The 16,395-nt window shown below is 71.9% G+C and carries 17 protein-coding genes; 10 read left to right on the plus strand and 7 right to left on the minus strand.

Annotated features, from left to right (window positions below; translation table 11 throughout):
- Window positions 1–251: 251 nt before the first annotated feature.
- A complete protein-coding gene (locus A3IC_RS0130745; protein ID WP_020553923.1) occupies window positions 252–422 on the minus strand; it encodes a DUF5670 family protein in 171 nt (56 codons plus the stop codon).
- Window positions 423–486: 64 nt separating this feature from the next.
- Window positions 487–1,980, minus strand: a complete 1,494-nt coding sequence (locus A3IC_RS0130750; RefSeq protein ID WP_020553924.1) for a pyridoxal phosphate-dependent decarboxylase family protein — start codon at window positions 1,978–1,980, stop codon at window positions 487–489.
- Window positions 1,981–2,129: 149 nt separating this feature from the next.
- Between A3IC_RS0130750 and A3IC_RS57415 the strand changes: the two genes are divergently transcribed.
- Together A3IC_RS57415 and A3IC_RS0130760 are read left to right on the plus strand one after the other, a co-directional pair.
- Complete coding sequence (locus A3IC_RS57415; protein WP_020553925.1) at window positions 2,130–2,699, plus strand: GNAT family N-acetyltransferase; 570 nt, start codon at window positions 2,130–2,132, stop codon at window positions 2,697–2,699.
- A gap of 84 nt (window positions 2,700–2,783) precedes the next feature.
- The gene (locus tag A3IC_RS0130760) at window positions 2,784–3,215 is read left to right on the plus strand and encodes a nuclear transport factor 2 family protein (protein WP_020553926.1); all 432 of its coding nucleotides are present in this window, start codon (window positions 2,784–2,786) and stop codon (window positions 3,213–3,215) included.
- Window positions 3,216–3,381: 166 nt separating this feature from the next.
- On the opposite strand, the gene A3IC_RS0130765 is transcribed toward A3IC_RS0130760, so the two are convergent.
- Window positions 3,382–3,852 carry a MarR family transcriptional regulator gene (locus tag A3IC_RS0130765; RefSeq protein ID WP_205354566.1) on the minus strand — a complete coding sequence of 157 codons (471 nt, stop codon included), beginning with the start codon at window positions 3,850–3,852 and terminating at the stop codon, window positions 3,382–3,384.
- Between the two features lie 136 nt (window positions 3,853–3,988).
- Here A3IC_RS0130765 and yczE point away from each other — a divergent pair, with 136 nt between their 5' ends.
- The 5 genes from yczE to A3IC_RS62860 all read left to right on the plus strand — a co-directional run bounded on the left by yczE (window position 3,989) and on the right by A3IC_RS62860 (window position 9,257).
- Entirely contained in the window at window positions 3,989–4,714 is a 726-nt protein-coding gene (gene yczE / locus A3IC_RS0130770; RefSeq protein WP_020553928.1) for a membrane protein YczE, read from the plus strand.
- Window positions 4,600–5,013: a PPOX class F420-dependent oxidoreductase gene (locus A3IC_RS65475; RefSeq protein ID WP_026218934.1), complete on the plus strand. Its 414-nt coding sequence runs from the start codon at window positions 4,600–4,602 to the stop codon at window positions 5,011–5,013. Before yczE ends, A3IC_RS65475 begins: the two co-directional genes overlap by 115 nt.
- Window positions 5,014–5,268: 255 nt before the next feature.
- Window positions 5,269–6,738 (plus strand): SDR family NAD(P)-dependent oxidoreductase, encoded by a 1,470-nt coding sequence (locus A3IC_RS0130780; RefSeq protein WP_026218935.1) that lies wholly within the window; start codon window positions 5,269–5,271, stop codon window positions 6,736–6,738.
- 241 nt (window positions 6,739–6,979) lie between these two features.
- Window positions 6,980–7,603: a hypothetical protein gene (locus A3IC_RS62855; RefSeq protein WP_020553931.1), complete on the plus strand. Its 624-nt coding sequence runs from the start codon at window positions 6,980–6,982 to the stop codon at window positions 7,601–7,603.
- A gap of 199 nt (window positions 7,604–7,802) precedes the next feature.
- Window positions 7,803–9,257 (plus strand): CHRD domain-containing protein, encoded by a 1,455-nt coding sequence (locus A3IC_RS62860; protein ID WP_020553932.1) that lies wholly within the window; start codon window positions 7,803–7,805, stop codon window positions 9,255–9,257.
- A 109-nt stretch (window positions 9,258–9,366) separates the two neighbouring features.
- Here the strand turns inward: A3IC_RS62860 and A3IC_RS0130795 are convergent, their stop codons facing one another.
- On the minus strand, window positions 9,367–10,386 hold the full coding sequence (locus A3IC_RS0130795; RefSeq protein ID WP_020553933.1) for an NADP-dependent oxidoreductase: 1,020 nt from the start codon (window positions 10,384–10,386) through the stop codon (window positions 9,367–9,369).
- A 70-nt stretch (window positions 10,387–10,456) separates the two neighbouring features.
- Complete coding sequence (locus A3IC_RS0130800; RefSeq protein ID WP_020553934.1) at window positions 10,457–11,971, minus strand: MFS transporter; 1,515 nt, start codon at window positions 11,969–11,971, stop codon at window positions 10,457–10,459.
- Window positions 11,972–12,162: 191 nt separating this feature from the next.
- Here A3IC_RS0130800 and A3IC_RS0130805 point away from each other — a divergent pair, with 191 nt between their 5' ends.
- The gene (locus A3IC_RS0130805; RefSeq protein ID WP_020553935.1) at window positions 12,163–12,621 is read left to right on the plus strand and encodes a MarR family winged helix-turn-helix transcriptional regulator; all 459 of its coding nucleotides are present in this window, start codon (window positions 12,163–12,165) and stop codon (window positions 12,619–12,621) included.
- Window positions 12,622–12,670: 49 nt separating this feature from the next.
- Here A3IC_RS0130805 and A3IC_RS0130810 read toward each other — a convergent pair whose 3' ends face one another.
- A complete protein-coding gene (locus tag A3IC_RS0130810) occupies window positions 12,671–13,441 on the minus strand; it encodes a TetR/AcrR family transcriptional regulator (RefSeq protein ID WP_020553936.1) in 771 nt (256 codons plus the stop codon).
- Window positions 13,442–13,571: 130 nt separating this feature from the next.
- Here A3IC_RS0130810 and A3IC_RS57435 point away from each other — a divergent pair, with 130 nt between their 5' ends.
- Window positions 13,572–15,161: an MFS transporter gene (locus A3IC_RS57435; protein WP_020553937.1), complete on the plus strand. Its 1,590-nt coding sequence runs from the start codon at window positions 13,572–13,574 to the stop codon at window positions 15,159–15,161.
- Window positions 15,158–15,733: a DUF1707 SHOCT-like domain-containing protein gene (locus A3IC_RS0130820; RefSeq protein ID WP_158696155.1), complete on the plus strand. Its 576-nt coding sequence runs from the start codon at window positions 15,158–15,160 to the stop codon at window positions 15,731–15,733. Before A3IC_RS57435 ends, A3IC_RS0130820 begins: the two co-directional genes overlap by 4 nt.
- A 17-nt stretch (window positions 15,734–15,750) precedes the next feature.
- Here A3IC_RS0130820 and A3IC_RS0130825 read toward each other — a convergent pair whose 3' ends face one another.
- On the minus strand, window positions 15,751–16,392 hold the full coding sequence (locus tag A3IC_RS0130825; protein WP_020553939.1) for a TetR/AcrR family transcriptional regulator: 642 nt from the start codon (window positions 16,390–16,392) through the stop codon (window positions 15,751–15,753).
- Window positions 16,393–16,395: the final 3 nt, after the last annotated feature.

Below are 16,395 nucleotides of genomic sequence, written 5' to 3' on the forward strand. Positions count from 1 at the left end.
TCGAATCCTCTGGTCGGTCTGGTGCGCGGATGTCCGGATCGCCGCAGACGACGCCGCCATGGTTGACGGCATACGAGGTGCCCTCGGTCTCCCCAAAGTACTCCTACCGTTCCACCGTCCAGACCCCTGCACAAAATCGTTTCGACATCGCGTCGGGACCGATTCGGCCCGCCGCGCGCCGACCTCCGGGCGCGGCGACGGGGCCCGTCGCATGGACGGGCCCCGTCTCCGGTGGTTCGGCGACGCGTCGGCTACCAGCGGTACCAACGCCCGCGACGACCACCCGCGCCGGCGCTGCGGAAGACGAACCCGAGGGCCCAGAGCACCAGTACGACGACGGCTATCCACCAGAGAGCCTTGAGGGCGAATCCTGCACCGAACAGGATCAAAGCGAGCAAAAGCACTACAAGCAGCGGAATCATCGTGAACCACCTCCGCTCGGACGTCTGCCCCGGAAGGCGGGGTTCACGCGGTGCGATCGCAAAGTTATTCGACGGCGCCCGCACCCGAGTCGGGCTCCTCGGTGCCCGCCGGCGCACCCGCGCGCAGCTCCGCGGCCACCCGTGCGCCGATCTCCCGGACCACGTGCGCGAACAGTTCGACGTCCGCCGCGGTGGTCCGCCAGTTCACGATCGCCGGGCGCAGTGCGACCCGGCCCTCGTACACGGTGGTGCCGGCGTACACCCGGCCGTCCTCGTTGAGTTCGGCGCCGAGCCGGCGGTTCAGCTCGTCGAGTTCGGCCTCGCCGAGCACGGCGTCGGGGCGGTAGCGCAGGCACACCACACACAGCCGTACCGGCGCCAGCAGTTCCAGATCGGGGGCCTCCTCGGCCAGCGCGCCGAGGTGGTTCGCCAGGTCGTTGTGCCGCTCGATCATCGCCCGGTATCCGGCCCTGCCGTACGCGCGCAGCGTGGCCCAGATCGGCAACGCCCGTGCTCGGCGCGAGGATTCGGGGCCGAGCGAGGCGTAGTTGAGGTGCGTGTCGCCGGCGCCGGGCAGGTACGGGGCGTTCCACGCGCCGAATGCCCTGCCCATCAGCTCGGCGTCGCGCACGAAGGCGAAGCCGCTCTCGTAGGGCACGTTGAGCCACTTGTGCCCGTCGGAGGCGACCGAGTGCGCCCGTTCGACGCCCCGGACCAGGTGCCGCAGCCGCGGCGAGACCCCGGCGAACAGGCCGAACGCACCGTCCACATGCAGCCACGCGCCGTAGCGCCGGGCCAGGTCGGCGAGCGCGTCGATCGGGTCGAAGTCGCCGGTGTCGACCCCGCCCGCGGTGGCGATGAGCACCGCGGGTCCGTCGATCTCGATCAGCGCCCGCTCCATCGCGTCGATGTCCACCCGGCCCGCGTCGTCGCGCGCGCACACCCGCAGCGTGTCCCGCCCGCAGCCCAGGATCTGCAACGCCTTGCGATTGCTGGGATGTACGTAACCGCTCGCCAGCACCGGCATGGTCGGCAGTCCGGCGAGCCCGTCGGCGCTCACGTCGACGCCGTGCCGCGCGGCCCACCAGTGGCGGGCGCAGGTGAGCGCGGTGAGATTGGCGAAGGTGGCGCTGGGGGTGAGCACGCCGCCGTACGCGTCGGGCAGCCCGAACAGGTCCTTGAGCCAGCCGAGCACCACCGTCTCGGTCTCGGTCGCGAGGGGCGACGCGGCCCACAGGCCGGCCGGCTGGTCCAGCAGCGCGGTGATCCAGTCGCCGGCCTGCGCGGCGGGCGTGGCGCCGCCGACGACGAAGTGGAAGAACCGCGGACCCGAGGACTGCATCGCGGCTCGGGTGCCGACGTCGAGCAGTTCCTCGACGGCGGCCAGCGTGCCGTCGCCACGCTCGGGCAGCGGACCGCCCAACCGGTCGAAGAGCACGTCGGCGGCCGGCTCCCGGACCGGCAGCTCGGGAAGCGCCTCCAGGTAGGGCCCGGCGGCCTTGGCCACCAGGTCGAGGGCGAGCCGGGCGAGGTCGCGTTCGTGGAGGGGGTCAGCCATACCGGCAGGGGATCACGCGAACCCGGTCCGCGTCGAGTATCTCCGTTCCGGGCAAGGTCGTTGACGGCTCATCAGGGCGGCGGAGCGTGGGCGTGCGCGGCGCGGGGAAGGCCCGCTGCGGGGGGCGATGACCTCTGTCTGGAGGAAGCGTGGCAACCGACATCGAGCGGACCCATCACCGAGGCGGCGACCTCGACGAGATTCGGCAGGTGCTGCTCGACATCTATGCCGAGGTATACGCGGCGGACCTGGACCGCCCCTTCCACTCGGTGCGCAGCTTCGCGGAGCGGTTGGCCGGATACGCCGCCGCGCCGGGCTTCGAGTGCGTCGTGGGCTGGAGCCGGGACGTCCCGGTGGGCTACGCGTTCGGCTACACCCTCCAGGCCGGAGCCCGATGGTGGATCGGGCTGACCGAGCCGGTGCCCGCGGTGGACATCGAGGAGGACGGCCGGCGCACGTTCGCGCTCAACGAGTTGATGGTCCGCGAACCGTGGCGCGGTTCGGGCGCGGCCCGCACCATTCACGACACGCTGGTGGCGGCCCGTACCGAGCGGCGGGTGACCCTGCTGGTGGATCCGACCCACCCGAAGGTCCTCGCGCTCTACGAACGGTGGGGCTATCGGGTGCTCGGCAATGTGCGTCCGGCCTGGCCCGACGCGCCGTTGCTCACGGCGTTGCTGCTGGATCGAAGCCGACCCGGTGCCGCGCCCGCGAGGTGACGGCGGCGTCGCGGACCCGGGTCGGCACGCCATCGAGAAGCTTGCCTCTGTTTAGTTTCGGTGTGCGTGCGTAGGGTGCGCGCCATGAGTGACGCGACCGCGAACAAGCGGCTGATCGAACAGTTCTGGCAGGACCTGTACGCCCGCGACTTCGGCAAAGTCGCGGGCTACTTCGCCGCCGACGGCCACTACACGGACGTCGCCGCGCCCGGTCCCGGCGCGACCGGGCCGGCCGCCGTGGAGGCCCGGCTGCGGCTGGGGCTGGAGATGCTCACCGGCTACATCCATCACCACCGGAGCACCGTCGCGGAAGGCGACCTGGTGGTCACCGAACACGCCGAGGAGTGGCACTGGGAGAGCGGCGAGCAGGTGGTCCTGCCGTTCGTGTCCGTCCACGAGTTCCGGGACGGGAAGATCGTGCGCTGGCACGACTACTGGGACTTCGGCACGCTGATGAACGCCGCGCCGCCGTGGTGGCTCGAGCACGTCGCCAAGGGCTACGCGCAGGGCGCCTGACGGGCTTCGCACGCGCCCGCCGGGAGCGCCGGGCGGCACGCGGTCCCACCGAAAGGCACCCCGGGCGGGGTCGTCTTCCACGAGCCGCCCACGACCGAGGTCGTGGGCGGCTCGCGTCGTGCGGCGGTGCCGACGGGTGGACGATCGGCGGGCGGCCGGAATCGGATCAGGGACGCGGTTCGACGCGCTCGACCACGGTGTCCGCGATCTGCTCCAGCATCGCGATCTGTTCGGCGGTGAGCAGGTCGATCAGGTTCCGTCGGACCGAGGCGACGTGGTGCGGCGCGGCCTCCTCGATCACCCGCAACCCCTCGCCGGTCAGCACGATCTCGGCGCCGCGCCCGTCCCGCGCGCACTCCTCGCGGCGGACCAGGCCACGCTGCTGCATGCGCTTGACGTGATGCGACATCCGGCTCTGCGACCACAACATGCGCTCGGCCAACTCGCCCAGTCTGCGCCGGTGCCCGCTCGCCTCGGAGAGTTCGGACAGCACGTCGTAGTCGGGATCGGACAGGCCCGAGTCGACGGCCAGATCACGGGCCACCCGGGTGTCCACGAGCAGCCGCAATCGACGATATCCCCGCCACGCGCGCTGCTGCCCCGGGTCGAGCCAGGGCGTCTCCTCGATACGGGCCATGGCTACCAATCTAGCAGCTACTTGACATGTCATGTACTTGCCCGGGACGATCTACATGACACATCAACTACTCCCTGCGGCCCGACGTCCTGCCCGACGTCCGTGCCGACGGGGTGGCCAGGAAGGCCGGTGCCGCGTGAGCACGCTCGATCGCCTGCCGAATCGGCTGATCCGGCTGTTCCTCGGCCTGGCCATGTTCGGGCTCGGCATCGCGCTGATGGTGCGGGCGCGACTGGGCCTGGATGCCTGGAACGTGCTGCACGAAGGCGTCGCGGAGCGGACCGGGCTGCCGTTCGGGCGGATCGTGATCGGCACCGCCGTCCTGGTGCTGCTGCTGTGGATCCCGCTGCGGCAACGACCCGGGATCGGCACGATCGCCAACGTCGTGGTGGTCGGCCTGGTGGTGGACGCGCTGCTGTGGCTGCTGCCGGCGCCGGAGAACCCGGCTCTGCGGGCGGGGCTGCTGGCCGCGGCGATCGTGGTGACCGCGATCGCCACCGGGTTGTACATCGGCGCCGGCCTGGGCCCGGGCCCACGCGACGGGCTGATGACCGGCTGGGCCGCCCGCGGCCACTCGATCCGCCTGGGCCGCACCGTGATCGAGGCGAGCGTCCTGGTGGCCGGCGTGCTGCTGGGCGGGACGGTCGGCGTAGGCACCGTCGTGTTCACCCTCACCATCGGGCCGCTGGCCCACTGGTTCCTGCCCCGGCTGACGCTGGGGCCCGTATCGGAAACGAGCCACCGACCATGGACACGGAACTCCTCGGCACCGACCGACGCGGCGTCCTCACCACCCTCAAGCGGGACGGCCGCCCCCAACTCTCCCCGGTCTCCTACCTGTGGGAGCCGGACCGCCGGTTGATTCGGATCTCGGCCACCGCGGACCGCGCCAAGACCCGCAACCTCGCCCGCGACCCGCGCGCGAGCTTCCTGGTCACCGCCCCCGACTACGCCGGCTACCTGGTCGCCGAGGGCCACGCCGAGATCGGCGCCGAATGCCGCTCCGCCGACGACCCGGCGGCCGACGAACTGGTCGAGGTGTACCGCCGGATCGTCGGCGAACACCCGGACTGGACCGAGTACCGCGCCGTGATGGCCGCGGAACGCCGCGTCGTCATCCGGATCACCGTCGAGCGCACCTACGGCTGGTCTCGCACCTGAGTGGGCCCGACCCGAGAACGTCGCGCTCCCGGCCCGCACGGGGGGGCCGGGGGCGCGACCGACGCGGTCCGCCCCGCTCGGCGGCGGGCCGTCGAGAACGCCGACCGCACCGACGCCGTGGCGGCGCGTGATGCGCGGTGACCGGACGCCGGCCCGCCCGGCCCGCCGAGCGCGGGAATTGGTCCAGGTCCCGGCACGACGTAGAGTTTCGCCGGGGTTTTGTGGTGGCGGCGAACACAGGAAACGGCAACGGCGATGACAGCGAGTAGCGATATTCAGGCGGACACGGGCGTGGCGGAGGGGGTCGACCCCGCGCGTATGGAGCTGTGCCTGAGCGTGCTCGCCGAGGTCGAGGGCCTGGACGTCGAGCACCCGGACGCGGTGCGGATCCGGCGGGCCACGGCCGGCATCTACAAGAGCGTCAAGGAGCGCCGCCGCAAGGAGCGTCGGGACCGGGTGATCGCCAACGACGAGGCGGTCACCGCCGCCACCGCGACCGGCGCGCCGGGGCGGATCGACGACGAGACGCTGGGCATCGCACTGACCACGGTCACCACGACCGAGATCGCCGGCGTGCTCGAACGCGCCCGGGCCTGCTACATCTGCAAGAAGCGTTACCGCGAGGTGGACGCGTTCTACCACCAGCTGTGTCCCGAGTGCGCCGCCGAGAACCGGGCCCGCCGCGACCAGCGCACCGACCTGACCGGACGCCGCGCCCTGCTCACCGGCGGCCGGGCCAAGATCGGCATGTACATCGCGCTGCGCCTGCTCCGCGACGGCGCGCACACCACGATCACCACCCGCTTCCCCAACGACGCGATCCGCCGGTTCGCCGCGATGCCGGACAGCGCGGACTGGCTGCACCGGCTCAAGATCGCCGGGATAGACCTGCGCGACCCGGCCCAGGTGGTCGCCCTGGCCGACTCGGTGGCCGAGGCCGGGCCGTTGGACATCCTGATCAACAACGCCGCGCAGACGGTCCGCCGGACTCCGCAGGCGTACGCGGCGCTGGCCGCCGCCGAGGCCGCGCCGCTCCCGGCCGGCGAGTTGCCGGAGATGGTCTCGTTCGGCCACATCGGCGGCAGCGGCCACGTGCTGCTGCCCGGCCAGTCCCGCACCGAGGACCAGGCGCTGACCCCGCAGGCGCTCACCGCCCTCGCGCTGACCAGCGGATCGGCCTCGCCGGCCCGGATCGAAACCGGCACCGCGATCGACGCGGGCGGCCTGGTGCCCGACCTGGACCCGGTGAACAGTTGGACGCAGCGGGTGCACGAGGTGGACCCGGTCGAATTGCTCGAGGTCCAACTGTGCAACGTGACCGCGCCGTTCGTCCTGGTCAGCCGGCTGCGTCCGGCGATGGCCGCGGCCAAGGCCCGACGCAAGTACGTGGTCAACGTGTCCGCGATGGAGGGCCAGTTCAGCCGCGGCTACAAGGGGCCGGGTCACCCGCACACCAACATGGCCAAGGCCGCACTGAACATGCTGACCCGCACCAGCGCCGAGGAGATGCTCTCCGACGGCATCCTGATGACGGCCGTGGACACCGGCTGGATCACCGACGAGCGCCCGCACCCGCAGAAGATGCGACTCGCCGACGAGGGCTTCCACGCGCCGCTCGACCTGGTCGACGGCGCGGCGCGGGTCTACGACCCGATCGTGCGCGGCGAGGCCGGCGAGGACCTGTACGGCTGCTTCCTCAAGGACTACGCGCCGGCCGCCTGGTAGGCCGCCCACCTGCGCGTTCCGGCCCCGGCGGAGGTTCTCGCCGGGGCCGGTTCGGGTTCGGGCGGGGTTGCTCGAAAAAAACTTTCGGCGGCGTTGAACCCTCTTCGACCCCTCCCCCGTACTGCTGGATGTCGACGCGCAACGACCGGCACGCGAACCGGTCGACTCGGGAACGGATACCGAAATCCGCCTCCCGTACCGCCGTTCGATACATCCGACGATCATCCCCCGGGGGTTCACCATGTCTGTTTTCAGCACCCGCGGCATCGCCGCCGTCGCCATCGCCGGCGCGCTCGGTCTGGGCCTGTCCGCCTGTGGCAGCGACTCGAAGGACGACGGCAAGGCCGCCGGCACCACGACACAGCCCTCCGCGCAGCAGTCCCAGCCCGCGCAGAACACACCCGGCACGCCCGCCGCTCCCGGGCAGAGCGCGAACGGCACGGCGGGCAAGGCCGTGTTGAAGGCGGGCACCGACGCCAAGCTCGGCGCGATCGTCGCCGACGGCTCCGGTTTCACCCTGTACCGCTTCGACAAGGACACCGCCAAGCCGTCCAAGTCCAACTGCGACGGCGACTGCGCCGCGAAGTGGCCCGCGGTCACCACCACGGGCGGTGTGACCCTCGACGGTGTCGACCAGTCCGCGGTCGGCAGCGTCACCCGCAGCGACGGCAGCACCCAGGTCACCATCGGCGGTTGGCCGGTGTACCGGTTCGCGGCCGACGCCAAGCCCGGCGACACCAAGGGCCAAGGCGTGAACGGCACTTGGTTCGCGGTGACGCCCGACGGCAAGAAGGCCGGGGCGGCCACGAGCACGGCGCCGCAGACCGACAAGCCCTCGACCGGCAGCGGCGGTTCCGGCTACTGATCGACCCGAGCGCCGGCGGCCGCCCACCCGGCCGCCGCTCCACCTGCCGACTCCCGAACAGCACGGCCGAGTTGCCGATCAGCACCGCAGGGGGTCACCCGGAAGTTGGGCCCAGCACCCCCGCGCCACCGACGCGGACGAGGCCCGGCCGATCCACTCACGCGAAATCCACCGACCCATGTCCTCGGGGAGACACGTCATGCCCGCACGCAAGTACACGCTGCCCACCATCGCCCTCGCCGCCGGCCTCGCGTTCGCCGTCACCGGTTGCTCGTCCTCGGACACCGAGTCCGGTGCCGGCAAAGCCGATTCGGCCGGTGTGGCCAAGGGCGCCAACGACCCCGGCTCGCCCGGCGGCGAACACGGCACCGAGCACGGCACAACCGCCCCCGCGTCCGACCGGACCACCACCGGCGCGGCCGCACCCGCGACCGGCGAGGAGACCTTCTTCGCCGCGGGCCTGTCCGGTGCCAACGAGGTCCCGGGCGGCAACGCGGCGGTCGGTGACAAGGACGGCAAGGGCACCGCGCTGGTCCGGATCAAGGGCGACCAGGTGTCCTTCGGGATCCGCTGGGAGGGCATCGGTGCGCCGACCGCGGCCCATCTGCACCTGGGCGGCAAGGGCACGAACGGCGAGGTGAAGGTGCCGTTCTTCGCATCGGCGCTGCCCGGCACCGCGAACGCGGTCACCGGAAGCGTCAAGGTCACCGACGCCGCGCTGCTGGAGAAGATCAAGGCCGACCCGGCGAGCCTGTACTTCAACGTGCACACCGGCGAGTTCCCCGGCGGCGCGGTCCGCGGCCAGTTGGTCAAGCTCGCCCGCCCGGCCGACGTGAACAGCGTGCTCAAGAACGGCACGCTGCCCGCCGAGGCGACGGGCAAGCAGGAGGTGCAAAACGCCGAGGGCAAGAAGACCGGCGACCCGGACGGCCGCGCCGACACCTCGGTACGCCCGTGGGGCAACTGCATCGACTGGTCGTTCAGTTGGACCGGCGTGGCCCCGCCCACAGTGGGCCACCTGCACAAGGCGGCGGCGGGCAGCAACGGCGACGTGGTCGCGCCGCTGTTCGACGCGAAGGGCGGGCTGCCGCAGTCGGTGACCGGTCTGGCCGGCACCGTGGAGGGGATCGACCCGGCCGTGGTCGAGCGGATCAACGCGACACCCGCGAACTACTACACCAACCTGCACACGGGCGAGTTCCCGGGCGGCGCGGTGCGCGGGCAACTGGAGCGGAAGGTCACCCCGAAGTCGCCGGCGTTGAACCTGTCGGTGGTCGCGGGCAAGCAGATATACCAGTGCACGACCAAGGACGGCGTCACCGCGTTCACCCAGCTCGACGTGGCCGCGAAGCTCCAGGGCGATCTCAAGCACACGTTCGTGAACCCGACGGCCGGGCCGCCGCAGTGGATCGCTCCGGACGGCAGCTCGGTGACCGGTGCGGTGGCGAGCAAACTGCCCAACGGCGAGGGCAACATCCCCGAGTTGGTGCTGAACGCGACCCAGACCGGCAAGCCGGATCTGCTGCTCTCCGCGAGCACTCAGGTGTTGCGGCTGAACACGCGGGGCGGGGTGGCGCCGGCGGGCACGTGCGACCCGGCAGGCCGGCCCACCGCCGAAGTGCCCTACCAGGCCGACTACCTGTTCCTCGGCTGACTCGAACCCCCGCTCCCCCGAGCCGGGTTGCTCATCCCGAAAGGCCCCGAAGGGCCGCGCGTCCACCCCCACGCGCGGCCCTTCGGCCGGTCCGGACCCGCTCGCCGGCTCACTCCGGCAGGGCGACGACCATCTTCCCGGTGTTCTCCCCGCGCAGCATGCCCAGGAGTGCTTCGAGGTTGTTCTCGATCCCCTCGACCACCGTCTCGCGGTACTTGAGGCTGCCCTCGCGCAGCCAACCGCCCACCTCGGCGAGGAACTCGTCGCGCCTGCCGAAGTGGTCGATCACGATGAAGCCTTGCAGCCGCAGCCGCTTGCCGATCGACAGCGCCAGATTGCGCGGCGCGGGGGTCGGCTCGGTGGCGTTGTACTGCGCGATCGCGCCGCACATCGCGACCCGCCCGTGTGTGTGCAGTGCGCCGATCGCGGCCTCCAGGTGCTCGCCGCCCACGTTGTCGAAGTACACGTCGATGCCGTCGGGCGCGGCCTTGCCGAGCTGCTCGGCGACCGGTCCGTCCTTGTAGTTGAACGCGGCGTCGAAGCCGTACTCGTCCACGAGCAGCGCGACCTTCTCCGCCGAACCGGCGCTGCCCACCACGCGCGAGGCGCCCTTGAGCCGGGCGATCTGGCCGACCTGGCTGCCCACCGCGCCGGCCGCGCCGGAGACGAACACCGCGTCACCCGGCCGGAAGGAGGCGACGTCGAGCAGGCCCGCCCACGCGGTCAAGCCCGGCATGCCCAGGACGCCCAGGTACGCGGACAGCGGCGCGAGGTCGGAGTCCACCTTGACCGCCCCGGCGCCCTTGCCCTCGACCACCGAGTACTCGCGCCAGCCGAGCCAGTGCTGCACCGTGTCGCCGACCTCGAAGCCGGTCGCCCTGGACGCGACGACCCGGCCGACCGCGCCACCCTCCATGGCCTGATTCAGCTCGAACGGCGGGGTGTACGACTTGACGTCGTTCATCCGGCCGCGCATCGCGGGGTCGACCGACAGGAACAGGTTGCGGATCAGCATCTGCCCGTCGGCGAGCTCCGGGATCTCGACCTCGCGCAGGGCGAAGTCCTCCTCCTTCGGCCAGCCCTTGGGGCGGGCCAGGATGTGCCATTCGCGGCTGGTGGTGGGGGTCATCAATGTGGCCTTTCTCGACGGTGGCGGTGGTCGGGGCGTCGGTGCGGCGGTCGATGCGGCGGTTCGTCCGTCAGGCGTCCACGGACTGTCGGGCCGGCGGCACGGAAACGGCCACGGATTCGGCCCTGGCGGGTACCCGCTTGAGGCCCAGCAACGCCACCCCGACGACCAGAAGCAGCATCACACCGGCGATCACGAAGCTCAGCGTGAACTGGCTCTCGGCGGGGATCGGCGGGAGGCCGGCGGGCAGGCCCTCGACCGACTTGGAGGCGAGCAGGGAGGTGATCACGGCGCTGGCGATCGAGCTGCCGACGCTGCGCGAGATGGAGTTGATGCCGTTCGCGATGCCGGTCTGGTGGTGCGGCACGTTGGCCACGATGAGCGCGGGCATCGCCGCGTACCCGAAGGAGATCGCGATGCCGGTGAGCATGCCCGCGAGGATCACCGACGCGGACGCGCCGTGGCCGAAGGCGAGCCACGCGAAGCCGGCGATACCCACCACCGAGCCGATCGCCAGGGTCACCCGGGCGCCGATCCTGCCTACCAGAAGACCGCCCAGCGGGGCCGCGAGCAGCGAGATCAGCGCGCCCGGGAGCAGGTATTCGACCGAGGCCCGCAGCACCGACGCGGTGAATCCGTAGCCGGCCGCCCGCTCCGGCATCTGGACCAGGTAGGAGATGCCGATGAACTGGCTGAAGGCGGCGAAGCCGACGAACAGGCCGGCCAGGTTGGTCAGCAGGACCGGGCGGTGTACGAACATCCGCAGGTCCACCAGCGGGTCGGCGACCCGGCGCTCGACCCGGACCCACACACCCGCCATCAGTACGGCGCCGACGAAGGCGCCGATGGTCCGGCCGGACGCCCAGCCCCATTCGTGGCCCTGCGAGATGCCCAGGAGCAGGAGTACCAGGAACACGCCGAGGGTGGCCGCGCCGAGCAGGTCGATCCGGCCTCCCGCCTTGGCGCGACTGGCCGGCACCCGCAGAATCACCGCGAGCAGGGCGACGGCGGACAGGATCGCGGAGAACCAGAAGACCAGGTGGTAGTTCGGGTCGTCGCCGCGGGTGAGCAGCCCGGTGGCCACCAGCGAGAGGCCGCTGCCGAACGCGAGCGTGCCGCTGATCAGCGACATCGCGCCGGGCAGCTTCTCCACCGGCAGTTCCTCGCGAATGATCGACAAGGCGAGCGGGAAGATCGCGGTCGCCGCGCCCTGGAGCACCCGACCCAGGATCAGCAGCGGCAGCGAGGACGTGACCGCCGCCAGCACGGAGCCGGCGATCATCACGATCAGTACGCCGATCAGCGTCGGCTTCTTGCCGTGCTGGTCGCCGAAGCGGCCGAGCAGCGGGGTGAACACCGCCGCGGACAGCAGGGTCGCGGTGGTCACCCAGCCGACGCCCGCGGGTGTGGTGCCCAGCTCCTGCTGGAGCAGCCCGAGGATCGGGATGACCTGGGTCTGCGCCATCGCGACGACCATGGCGGCCAGACCCAGGGCGAGGATCAGCGGGGCACCGGATCGTCGCTTGTCGGCGGTGGCGGAAACGGTGCCGGTGCCGGTGCCCTTGCCGGGCGGGGTGGGGCTCACGGGGTGCTCTTCCTTGGAGGGGACTTCGAAAGGGACTTCGGTGGGGGACTTCGGGAGACCGAGGCAAAGCTTGGCAGCCTCGATGGTTGAAGTCTTCAAGCAATACGTCGGATCCGACCGTAGACACTCGGAAATTGCTACGTCAAGTTCAAAGGTTGAAGTCCTCAACCTTTTTGCGTTAACTTGGATCCATGAGCAGCGCCGCGGGCACCGACGTCGACCCCACCAACCCGAGCACGGCCGAGATCATGGACGCCATGGCCGCCGTGGGCACGGCGTACTTCCACGATTTCGCCGCCGTGGTCAGCCGGCACGGCCTCACCTCGGTGCAGGCCAAGACGCTCTCGCTGCTCCGCCGCCCGTTGCCGATGCGCGGGCTCGCCGACCGTCTGGTGTGCGACGCCTCGAACGTCACCGGCATCGTGGACCGGCTCGAATCGCGTGGCCTGGTCCGCCGCGAGCCCAACCCCAACGACCGCCGGGTCAAGAACGTGGTGGCCACCGAAGAGGGCCACGCCACGATCCGGCGCATCCGCAGCGAGATGAAGACCACGCGCGCCGCGCTCGACGCGCTCACCACCGACGAACGCCTCGCGCTGTTCGGCCTGCTGGCGCGGCTGCGCCCGGCCATGGAGGCCCCGCACGCCTGACGACCTGTACGCCGGCGAGCGTTGAGGCGGCGGCGCGGCGGCGGTCGGGTCACGGTTGGCGGATGTCGGCCAGTCCGCGGATGAAGATGTCCAGGCCGAATTCGACCCGTGCCATCCGGCCGCCGCTGGTCATGTGCGGCTTCAGTGCGATCAGGGTCGGGAATCGCTCCTGCGGCAGCGCCTCGATGACCTCGCCGAGATATGCCTGGGCCATCGCCATCGGGTCCTCACCGTGCTCGGACCGGGACAGGTGCAGCGCGGCCTCGTAGACGTCGGCCGAGATGTAGAGCTGAAGCACGTCGAGGACCCAGGCGCTGGCCTGCTCGGGGACACCGCCGCCGCGCATGACGGCCAGCAACCCCTCACTGATCCGTAGCGCGTTGGGCCCGGAGGGGATCGCCGCCAGCACCGCCCGGCCCAGGTCGTTGTGCGCGGCCAGCACCGCCCGGAAGCCCAGCACCACCTCCTTGAGCTGGGCCTGCCAGCGCTCGGGGTCCGGCGCCGGGATCACCACGTCGCCGAGCACGTGGTCCAGCACGAGTTCGAGCAGTTCCTCCTTGCTCGACACGTGGACGTACAACGACGCCGGTCCGGTGTGCAGCTCGTCGGCGACCCGGCGCATGCTCACCGCTTCGAGCCCGCCCTCGTCCAGTACGGCCAGCGCCGCCCGCACGATCGACGCCCGACTCAGCGGTGGGCGCACCGGCTTCGCCCGGCCGCGGCGCCACGGCGGCGTGGGCAGGTCCGGGACGTCGGCGCCCGCGTCCGCGGCCGGTTGGCCGGGGGTTGCTCGAGGCCCGGTCCGCGACGTTCTCGCCATCTGTTGCCGTCCTGTTTCGATCGAGGGTTGCGAACAGCGTAGTTGACCCGAACACTGACTCCTGGAACGAACAGCGATCGTTACACCGAACATGATTCGGTAGTACGAACATCATTCGTCAAGGAGAGACATGAACGCCAACACACCCCCGCCGGTGGCACCGCCGGCCCCGGACCGGCCCTCGTCCCCGGCAGCCGCCCATCCCCGGCGGTGGGCGGCGCTCGCCGTGGTTCTGCTGGCCGAGACGATGGACCTGCTCGACTCGACCGTGGTCGGCGTGGCCGCTCCCTCGGTGCGAGCGGATCTGGGCGGCGGTTCGACCGGCCTGCAGTGGATCGCCGCCGCGTACACGCTGAGCTTCGCCGTGGGCCTGATCACCGGCGGTCGGCTCGGCGACATCGTCGGCCGCCGTCGAATGTTCTTGATCGGACTCGGCGGCTTCACCGCGACCTCCGCGTTGTGCGCGGGCGCGCCGTCGATCGGACTGCTGATCGCCGCGCGCGCGGTGCAGGGCCTGTTCGCCGCGCTGACCATCCCGCAGACGTACTCCGTGGTGGTGTCGGTCTTCGCGCCGGCCGAACGCGGCAAGGCTTTCGGCCTGTTCGGCCCGGTGATGGCGCTGGCCTCGGTGGGCGGCCCGATCGTGGCCGGCGCGCTGATCGAGGCGGACCCCGCGGGCACCGGGTGGCGGGCGATCTTCCTGATCAACGTGCCTCTGGGCGTCCTGGCCATCCTCGGCGCGCTGCGCTACGTGCCCGAATCGCGGGCGGAGCGGCGCCCCGGGCTGGACCCGATCGGCATGGTGCTGGTCTCGGCCGCCGTGCTGCTGCTGGTGTATCCGCTGGTCCAAGGGCGCGAATCGGGCTGGCCCGCTTGGACGTTCGCCTCGATGGCGGGCGCCCTGCCGGTCCTGGCGGCCTTCGCGTGGTGGCAGCGGCGGATCGCCCGGGCGGGCGGATCACCGCTGGTGGTACCGAGCCTGCTCGCCAAGCGCGCGTTCACCGGCAGCCTGCTGGTCGGCCTGGTGTTCTTCGCCGCGATGAACGGACTGATCCTGGTGTTCGGCCTGTTCCTCCAGATCGGCCTGGGTTGGTCGGCCATCCACGCCGGCCTGGCGAGCGCCCCGATCGCGCTGGGCGTGGTGTTCGGCGCGGTGGCCGCAGGTGCGGTGCTGGTGCCCCGGTTCGGCCGCGCCGTGCTGCACGCGGGCGCCGTGGTGATGGCCGCGGGCGTGGCCGGCCTGTCCTTGACGCTGCATCAGGTGGGCGCCGACGCCGACGCCGGGCAACTCGCGCCGGCCCTGCTGGTCGCGGGGATTGGCATGGGCCTGGTGCTCGCCCCGTTCTTCGACATCGCGCTGGCGAGCGTCGACGAGCACGAGACCGGCTCCGCGTCCGGCGTACTGAACGCCAACCAGCAACTCGGCGCCACGCTGGGCGTCGCGGTCCTGGGCACCCTGTTCTTCGACGCCGCCGCCGGATCGCACGGCCCGCGGCGGGCCGGCGCCTACACCCACGCGCTGGAACAGACCCTGTGGGTGGTCGTGGCCGCGCTCGCACTCGTCCTGCTCACCGCGTTCCTGCTGCCGCGCCGGCCACGCGAAGAGGAGCACGGCGTATCGGCCGAGACCCCGCCGCCCGGGCGGCCCGCGATCGACCCGACGAGCCCTCCGCCTGCGGCCGCCGCAGCGGCAGCCGACCCGTCCGGAGCACATCGATGACCGGGGCCGCGCAGCCCGCGATGGGGCCGCTCGGGTCCCTTTCCCCGGAACCGGTGCGCGAGGTCGAGCGGGACGCGGCGGCGGCACTGCTCGCCGAGCACTACGCGGTGGGCACGCTGGAGATCGAGGACCTGGATCGCCGGTTGTCGGCCGTATTCACCGCCGACTCGGCGGCGGCGCTGGATCGCGCGACGGCGGGACTGGCGGTACCGGCAACGGCCGACGGGGTCGACGCTCGACCGGGCGAACGCACGTGGTCGAAGCGGCACGAACGGCACCGGTGGCATGGCCGGCCGGCGGAACACCGGCGGGCCGGCCGGCGCGAAGCGGGTCCGCGAGGCGGCCGCCACGAGAACGACGGACACGGTGAGCGCGCCTTCCCTCGGCTGCGGTCCGGTGGCTGCCGGCTCGGCCGCCGGCCCGTGCTGCTCGCGATCGCGGCGGTGCTCCTCGGCTGGGCGCTGCATCTCGACCGTTGGGCCTGGGTCCTACTCGCGGTGGCGATCCCGGTGGCGATCCTGCTCGCCGGTCGTTCCCGCCGGCATCGGCACCGCGTGCGCCGACGCGGCTGAAGGCGGCCGGATACGGGTCACCTCGGATCCGCCGTCGGTCCCGGAGTGGGGGCCGGCGGCGGTGTCCCGGGCGGGATCGTGCCGCCGAGGGCGCGCCAGATCAGCGACGCGGTGCGGTACGGCCAGTTCACCGGGATCGGGGCGCCCGCGAGTTCGCGGCCGTACCAGGCGCCGGTGCACATCGTCAGGGCGATCTCCAGGTCGGCGTCGGGGGCGAGGAGGCCCTGGCTGCGGGCCGCCTCCAGCGCGGCCAGCAGGCGGGCCCGGCGCGGGGCGATCACCCGCGACCGGTAGCGGGCGCGCAGGTCCGGGTCGGTGGTGTCCTGGAGCATCGTGCCGACGAGCGAGAGTCGGCCGGGCTTGGAAACGCCGCGCTGGAAGTCGGTCAGTTCGGCCACCAGCGTGGTGAACGGATTGTCCGCGGCCAGGTCGCCGGGCTCCTCCTCGTCCAGCGCGGCGACCACCGCCGCGGCGAGTTCGGCCTTGCCGGGCCAGCGGCGGTACAGCGCCTGTCGGGTGGTGCCCGCCTCCTGCGCGACCGCCGCCAGCGACATCGCGGCGTACCCGTCCCGGGCCAGATGGCGCCCCGCCACGGCCAGGATCCGGGCGTCGATCGCACTGTCCCGGGCGCGACCGGAACCGCGACTGCCACTTTCCATTTC

The organism is Embleya scabrispora DSM 41855, assembly GCF_000372745.1.
Classification (GTDB): Bacteria; Actinomycetota; Actinomycetes; order Streptomycetales; family Streptomycetaceae; genus Embleya; species Embleya scabrispora.

Coding starts and splice junctions, on each gene's coding strand:
- A3IC_RS0130745 (WP_020553923.1), bottom strand. CDS start 422: ATGATTCCGCTGCTTGTAGTGCTTTTGCTCGCTTTGATCCTGTTCGGT.
- A3IC_RS0130750 (WP_020553924.1), bottom strand. CDS start 1,980: ATGGCTGACCCCCTCCACGAACGCGACCTCGCCCGGCTCGCCCTCGAC.
- A3IC_RS0130760 (WP_020553926.1), top strand. CDS start 2,784: ATGAGTGACGCGACCGCGAACAAGCGGCTGATCGAACAGTTCTGGCAG.
- A3IC_RS0130765 (WP_205354566.1), bottom strand. CDS start 3,852: ATGGCCCGTATCGAGGAGACGCCCTGGCTCGACCCGGGGCAGCAGCGC.
- A3IC_RS65475 (WP_026218934.1), top strand. CDS start 4,600: ATGGACACGGAACTCCTCGGCACCGACCGACGCGGCGTCCTCACCACC.
- A3IC_RS0130780 (WP_026218935.1), top strand. CDS start 5,269: ATGACAGCGAGTAGCGATATTCAGGCGGACACGGGCGTGGCGGAGGGG.
- A3IC_RS62855 (WP_020553931.1), top strand. CDS start 6,980: ATGTCTGTTTTCAGCACCCGCGGCATCGCCGCCGTCGCCATCGCCGGC.
- A3IC_RS62860 (WP_020553932.1), top strand. CDS start 7,803: ATGCCCGCACGCAAGTACACGCTGCCCACCATCGCCCTCGCCGCCGGC.
- A3IC_RS0130795 (WP_020553933.1), bottom strand. CDS start 10,386: ATGACCCCCACCACCAGCCGCGAATGGCACATCCTGGCCCGCCCCAAG.
- A3IC_RS0130805 (WP_020553935.1), top strand. CDS start 12,163: ATGAGCAGCGCCGCGGGCACCGACGTCGACCCCACCAACCCGAGCACG.
- A3IC_RS0130810 (WP_020553936.1), bottom strand. CDS start 13,441: ATGGCGAGAACGTCGCGGACCGGGCCTCGAGCAACCCCCGGCCAACCG.
- A3IC_RS57435 (WP_020553937.1), top strand. CDS start 13,572: ATGAACGCCAACACACCCCCGCCGGTGGCACCGCCGGCCCCGGACCGG.
- A3IC_RS0130820 (WP_158696155.1), top strand. CDS start 15,158: ATGACCGGGGCCGCGCAGCCCGCGATGGGGCCGCTCGGGTCCCTTTCC.
- A3IC_RS0130825 (WP_020553939.1), bottom strand. CDS start 16,392: ATGGAAAGTGGCAGTCGCGGTTCCGGTCGCGCCCGGGACAGTGCGATC.